The sequence below is a fragment of the Mesorhizobium sp. M1A.F.Ca.IN.020.06.1.1 genome, assembly GCF_004023265.1.
In the GTDB taxonomy this organism is placed as follows: domain Bacteria; phylum Pseudomonadota; class Alphaproteobacteria; order Rhizobiales; family Rhizobiaceae; genus Mesorhizobium.
Map to the genome: position 1 here is coordinate 1 of NZ_RZSR01000342.1, position 5,545 is coordinate 5,545.

The following is a 5,545-nucleotide window of genomic DNA, read 5'->3' on the forward strand; positions in this document are numbered from 1 at the left end:
GCATTCGGATCGCCTAGCTCATTGGCGATCCCGACCCAGCCGACGATCAGCGCCGGCGCCGCCACGACGATGGCGAAGAAGGAATTCCAGAAACCGTCCGCAGACAGATCGAGCATGCGCAGGCCGTCGGCCCTGCCGAGCATCAGCCGCCAGGCGCCGGCCAGCGAAGCAAAGGTTTCGTCCGTTGAGAGCATGGTCACGTCAGACCTTGTCCGAACCAGTCCTCGATAAAGCGCTCGTATATCCCTGTCAGCGTCTCGAGATCGGCGACCGCCACGCGCTCGTCGACCATGTGCATGGTCTTGCCGACCAGCCCGAACTCGACCACCGGGCAAAAATCCTTGATGAAACGCGCATCCGAAGTGCCGCCGGAGGTGGAGAGCGAAGGCCTCTTGCCGACCACCGCGGCCACGGAACCGCTCAGCGTGTCGATCAGCTTTTCGTCGCGGGTAAGGAAGACATGGCTCGGCCGGTCGCGCCAGACAACCTCGTAGTCGACGGCGGTCTTCTTGCCCGGCCGATATTTCTTGCGGCCCGCCGCCTGGTCGAGCCGGTTGTGGATCTCGGCCTGGACGGTCTCGGCATCCCAAGTGTCGTTGAAGCGGATGTTGAACGTGGCGGTGGCCTTGGCCGGGATGACATTGGTCGCCGGGTTGCCGACGTCGATCGACGTCACTTCCAGATTGGTCGGCTGGAAATCCTTTGTTCCCCTGTCGAACACCGGATGGAGCAGCGCGTCGACAAGGCTCATAAGCCCGCGCACCGGGTTGTCGGCAAGTTGCGGATAGGCGGCGTGGCCCTGACGGCCATTGACGATGACGCTGCCGGAGAGCGAGCCGCGCCGGCCGATCTTGATCATATCGCCAAGCGCATCCGGATTGGTCGGCTCGCCGACGATCGAGGCGTCCCATTTCTCGCCCTTGGCGGCAGCCCAGTCGAGCAGCTTCACCGTGCCGTTGATGGCCGGCCCTTCCTCGTCGCCGGTGATCAGCAGCGAGACCGAGCCTTTCGGGCCGCCATTGTTCTCGATGTGGCGCGCCACCGCGGCGATGAAGCAGGCGATGCCGCCTTTCATGTCGACGGCGCCGCGGCCATACATCTCGCCATTGGCGATCTCGGCGGCAAAGGGCGGATGCGTCCACGCCGCCTCGTCGCCGACCGGCACCACGTCGGTATGGCCGGCAAACATCAGATGTGGGCCGTTGCCGGAGCGGCGCGCATAGAGATTTTCGATGTTCGGCGTGCCATCTTCCGAGAATATCGGCCGCTCTACGGCGAAGCCGAGTGGCTTCAGCATGTCTTCCAAGGTCTGCAGCGCGCCGCCTTCGGCGGGCGTCACGGAAGGGCAGCGGATCAGGGCGGCAAGGTTCTGGGCAGGGTCGGTCGGCAATTTCATGGGCAAAGCGATAGTCGAAAGCGGCAGGCCTGTCACGGTGGCAGATGTTCGCCGAGCAAGCCGCCGACAATATGGTTGTCGTGTCGTATAGTCGCGCGGGCCAGGACGGGATGATCGCATGGCCAAAGAAGGAAAGACGATCTCGATAGCCGGCGCCGGCAGCATCGGCTGCTATGTCGGCGGCTGCCTAGCGCTCGCCGGGCGTAAGGTCGTCTTCCTTGGCCGCGGCCGCATTGTGGAGGCGTTGCGCAAGGACGGGCTGCGGATCAGCGATCTTGACGGCCGCGACAGACGCATCGGGCCTGAGACGCTGGCGGTCAGCGACGATCCGGCGCTGGCGCTGCGCAACGCGGATATCGTTCTGGTCACCGTAAAGAGCGGCGCGACCGAGGAGATGGCGGCGCTTGTTGCGGCTCATGCCCGCCCCGATGCCATAGTGATCAGCCTGCAGAATGGCGTCGACAATCCGGACAAACTGCGTGGAGCGCTTCCCGCGCATCGCGTGCTTGCCGGTATGGTTGCGTTCAACGTCGTGCAATCGCCGGATGGCGAGACGCCGTTGAGCGTCCGCCGCGCCAGCGACGGCATGGTCATCATCGAGAATACTGAGCCCGGCCTTTCAGCACTGCTCAATGTCGAAGGACTTGGGGTCGAAACCCATGCCGACATGAGGGCGGTGCAGTGGAGCAAACTGCTGATGAACCTCAACAATGCGCTGGTCGCGCTCTCCGATCTGCCGCTGGCGACCGAATTGGCGGACCGCGGCTGGCGCGTCATTCTGGCGGACCAGATCGACGAGGCGCTGGCCGCAATGAAAGCTTGTCGTATCGAGCCGGCGCGCATCGCTGGGCCGCCCCCATGGCTGCTGCCGAAAGTGCTGCGGCTTCCGGACTGGCTGTTCGGAATCCTGGCCCGGCGGCTGCTGGCGATCGACCCCAAGGCGCGCTCCTCGATGTGGGACGATCTCCATCGTCGTCGGCCGACCGAGGTCGACGAATTGCAGGGAGCGATACTGCGGCTCGCGCAAAAGACCGGCGTGCCGGCGCCTGTGACGAAGCGCATCATGGCGCTGGTGCGTCAGGCGGAAGCGGACAGGCGCGGTCCGCCCGGATTGACGCCCGACGAGGTCAGCCGCGGTCCTCGATCAGCGTGATATTTGCGCGACAGGTTCGAGCTCAAATTCTCGGTCTCGTTGACGCCAAGGATGGCGACATCGTCGACCGATTACATCACGCGTTATCTCTGTGATTTAGAGCCGGATCAGATTTGAGGTCGAAACGACCTAAAAATCATCCGGCGCTAGCGGTCGGCCGGCGCATTCGTGCGGCTGCCGTAGCGATTGGATCCGGGCTGTCCCGGAAACAGGCAGAGCACCAGGAAGGCAACGAGCGACACGACGGGAACGAACAGCACCAGCGCCGCGATGCCCGGCTTGTCGAGGTCGTGCAGCCGCTTCACTGCCAGCACGACGTTCGACCACAACGAGGCGAGGAACGTGAGGAAGAAGACGAACGACCACATGTTGCTCTCGGCCGAACCTTCCGGCACCAGCGTGAAGCGATAAAGCGGAAAGGCCTGGACGATAGCAACCAGCAATCCGCCGAGAAAATAAGCCGCGCGGCTGACGCGGCCCGAGGTTTTGAAGAAGAGCCAGATGAAGTCTGCTTTTTCAGGCAAGCGGGTCCGGTCCGTATTGATTGGCGCCCCTGGTGCCTTCGAGCATGCCCAGTTCGATGAGCAGCCAGATGCCGCCGATGATGGGTATAAGGCCGATCAGTGTCCACCAGCCCGACTTGTTACGGTCGTGCCAGCGTTTGGCATAGAGAGCAATCGCGAAATAGATCGATGCCAGCGCGACCAGGATGCCGAGGATGCCGATCTGGTCGCCGCCGGCGGTGGTGAAACGTGTGCCGAGGATCGAGTCGAGAATGAACGCAATGATGGCGATGACGATGAATATGCCGATGCCGGCCCAGAACTTGGCCCGGTTGATGCGGCCGTCGAAACTCGTCAGCAGATACTTCCAGTCCATGACGCCCCTCCGTTGAACCAGCGCGACGGAATGTCGCGCCGGCGGAGGGTGCGTCTGTTCGCGGGAAAGATCAATCGCGCAGCAATTCGTTGATCGACGTCTTGGAGCGGGTCCCGGCGTCGACGCGCTTGACGATGACGGCGCAGTAGAGGCTCGGGCCCGGCTCGCCATTTGGCAGCGGCTTGCCCGGCAGCGAGCCGGCGACGACCACCGAATTTGCCGGCACTTCACCGTAGAAGACCTCGCCGGTGGCGCGGTCGACGATCTTGGTCGACTGGCCGATGAACACGCCCATGCCGAGCACCGAGCCTTCGCGCACGATGCAGCCTTCGACCACCTCGGAGCGCGCGCCGATGAAGCAATTGTCCTCGATGATGGTCGGACCGGCCTGCATCGGCTCCAGCACGCCGCCAATGCCGACGCCGCCGGAGAGATGCACGTTCTTGCCGATCTGGGCGCAAGAGCCGACCGAGGCCCAGGTGTCGACCATGGTGCCTGTATCGACATAGGCGCCGACATTGACGAAGGACGGCATCAGCACCGCGCCCGGGGCAACATAGGCCGAGCGGCGCACGACCGAGGACGGCACGGCGCGGAAGCCGGCCTTCTCGAAATCGACCGCGCCCCAGCCCTCGAACTTCGACGGCACCTTGTCCCACCATACCGAGTGGCCCGGGCCGCCCTTGATGATCTCCATCGGGTTCAGCCGGAAGGAGAGCAGCACCGCCTTCTTCAGCCACTGGTTGACCAGCCACTTGCCGTCGTCCTGCCGCTCGGCGACGCGAACCACGCCGCGGTCGAGCAAGTCGAGCGCCGACTGGATGGCGTCGCGCGTTTCGCCGCGGGTCGCGGTCGAAATCGTATCGCGCTCCTCGAAGGCCTTTTCGATGGTCTTTTCGAGGCTCGCCAGATCGGGCTTCGACATGAATTTGCTCCATTACAAAGCTGTTAAGGCCTGCGCCTTAACCTGTTTTGAAATCGCGCGGACCCTATGTGAAGCCTTAATGGGGGTCAATCGCGACTGCGTCACGGGACGGCGCAAGTAAAGGAATTAGGACGGTGGATTCGATGACACCCATGGAAAAGGCGGGCTGGACGCCGCTGCCCCATTCGGACGAGGATCTCGAGCGGTCGAAAAGCGTGCCGGACACGCCGCAGACGCGGGCCGAAACCTATCGCCTGGCCTGGAACGATCCCGACTTCATGACGCGGCGCGAATTGCGTCCGGTGCGCCTGCAGCTCGAGCTCTTGAAGCCGGAGATGATCCTTGCCGAGCGCGGCATCCGCTCGACCGTCATCCTGTTCGGCGGGGCGCGGCTTCCCGAGCCGGGCGGCGCCGCCTGGGCCGCCAAGAACGAGACGCAGAAGAAGAACCTCGAGCTGAACAGCAAATATTACGAAGAGGCGCGCAAGTTCGCCCGGCTGTGCTCGCAGCAGTCGGCCACGTCCTACTATCGCGAATTCGTCGTCGTCACCGGCGGCGGACCGGGAGTCATGGAGGCGGGCAATCGCGGCGCCGACGATGTTGGCGCGCCGTCGATCGGCTTGAACATCGTGCTGCCGCACGAGCAGGCGCCGAACGCCTATGTGACGCCCGAGCTCTGCTTCAACTTCCACTATTTCGCAATCCGCAAGATGCATTTCGTCATGCGCGCCAAGGCGGTCGCCGTGTTTCCGGGCGGCTTCGGCACGATGGACGAATTCTTCGAGACGCTGACGCTGATCCAGACCGGGCGCATGGAGCGCGTGCCGGTGATCCTGTTCGGCAAGGCGTTCTGGCAACGGGCGATCGACCTCGACTTCCTTGCCGAGCAAGGCACGATCTCGCCCGGCGACCAGGACATCATCGATTTCGTCGACACCGCCGACGAAGCCTGGGACATCGTTCGCCGCTTCTACAGCCTCTGAGTGCGCGCTCGTCGTTACCGCAATGACCAGCGAGTTCTGACGACGGCGCCGGCAATCTGGAGTTGGGTCAGCCCGGAACCTCGACGATTGCCGTCAGGAAGCCGGCGAGGTCGTCGGTGACGAAATCCACGTCGTCCTCATTCGCCGGGTCGCGCTCCCAGATCTCGGAGAAAGTCGGCTCGAAATTGCGCGGCACGACCAGCACCGTC

Annotated in this window: 6 protein-coding genes and 2 pseudogenes; 2 read left to right on the forward strand and 6 right to left on the reverse strand. The window is 63.7% G+C overall.

The window, feature by feature from the left end; genetic code table 11:
* Positions 1-194 (reverse strand): annotated as a pseudogene (locus tag EOA60_RS16420) (transporter); the annotation flags it as partial.
* A 2-nt stretch (positions 195-196) separates the two neighbouring features.
* Positions 197-1,396: a succinyl-diaminopimelate desuccinylase gene (gene dapE, locus EOA60_RS16425; protein ID WP_095799014.1), complete on the reverse strand. Its 1,200-nt coding sequence runs from the start codon at positions 1,394-1,396 to the stop codon at positions 197-199.
* A 118-nt stretch (positions 1,397-1,514) separates the two neighbouring features.
* On the opposite strand from dapE, the gene EOA60_RS16430 reads away from it, so the two are divergent.
* Entirely contained in the window at positions 1,515-2,549 is a 1,035-nt protein-coding gene (locus tag EOA60_RS16430) for a 2-dehydropantoate 2-reductase (protein WP_095825482.1), read from the forward strand.
* Between the two features lie 146 nt (positions 2,550-2,695).
* Here EOA60_RS16430 and EOA60_RS16435 read toward each other — a convergent pair whose 3' ends face one another.
* The 3 genes from EOA60_RS16435 to dapD form a co-directional block, all read right to left on the reverse strand.
* Positions 2,696-3,073 (reverse strand): DUF805 domain-containing protein, encoded by a 378-nt coding sequence (locus EOA60_RS16435; protein WP_128311610.1) that lies wholly within the window; start codon positions 3,071-3,073, stop codon positions 2,696-2,698.
* Positions 3,066-3,428, reverse strand: coding sequence for a DUF805 domain-containing protein (locus EOA60_RS16440; protein WP_067323786.1), 363 nt, complete (start codon positions 3,426-3,428; stop codon positions 3,066-3,068). Before EOA60_RS16440 ends, EOA60_RS16435 begins: the two co-directional genes overlap by 8 nt.
* 70 nt (positions 3,429-3,498) lie before the next feature.
* A complete protein-coding gene (gene dapD / locus EOA60_RS16445; RefSeq protein ID WP_095825483.1) occupies positions 3,499-4,353 on the reverse strand; it encodes a 2,3,4,5-tetrahydropyridine-2,6-dicarboxylate N-succinyltransferase in 855 nt (284 codons plus the stop codon).
* Positions 4,354-4,496: 143 nt separating this feature from the next.
* Here dapD and EOA60_RS16450 point away from each other — a divergent pair, with 143 nt between their 5' ends.
* Entirely contained in the window at positions 4,497-5,336 is an 840-nt protein-coding gene (locus EOA60_RS16450) for an LOG family protein (RefSeq protein ID WP_082953833.1), read from the forward strand.
* 67 nt (positions 5,337-5,403) lie between these two features.
* Here the strand turns inward: EOA60_RS16450 and EOA60_RS39025 are convergent.
* Positions 5,404-5,545, reverse strand: a pseudogene (locus EOA60_RS39025) (pyrimidine 5'-nucleotidase); the annotation flags it as partial.

Excerpts from the sequence above, each read along its gene's own strand:
- dapE (WP_095799014.1), bottom strand. The coding sequence starts at position 1,396 with ATGAAATTGCCGACCGACCCTGCCCAGAACCTTGCCGCCCTGATCCGC.
- EOA60_RS16430 (WP_095825482.1), top strand. The coding sequence starts at position 1,515 with ATGGCCAAAGAAGGAAAGACGATCTCGATAGCCGGCGCCGGCAGCATC.
- EOA60_RS16440 (WP_067323786.1), bottom strand. The coding sequence starts at position 3,428 with ATGGACTGGAAGTATCTGCTGACGAGTTTCGACGGCCGCATCAACCGG.
- dapD (WP_095825483.1), bottom strand. The coding sequence starts at position 4,353 with ATGTCGAAGCCCGATCTGGCGAGCCTCGAAAAGACCATCGAAAAGGCC.
- EOA60_RS16450 (WP_082953833.1), top strand. The coding sequence starts at position 4,497 with ATGACACCCATGGAAAAGGCGGGCTGGACGCCGCTGCCCCATTCGGAC.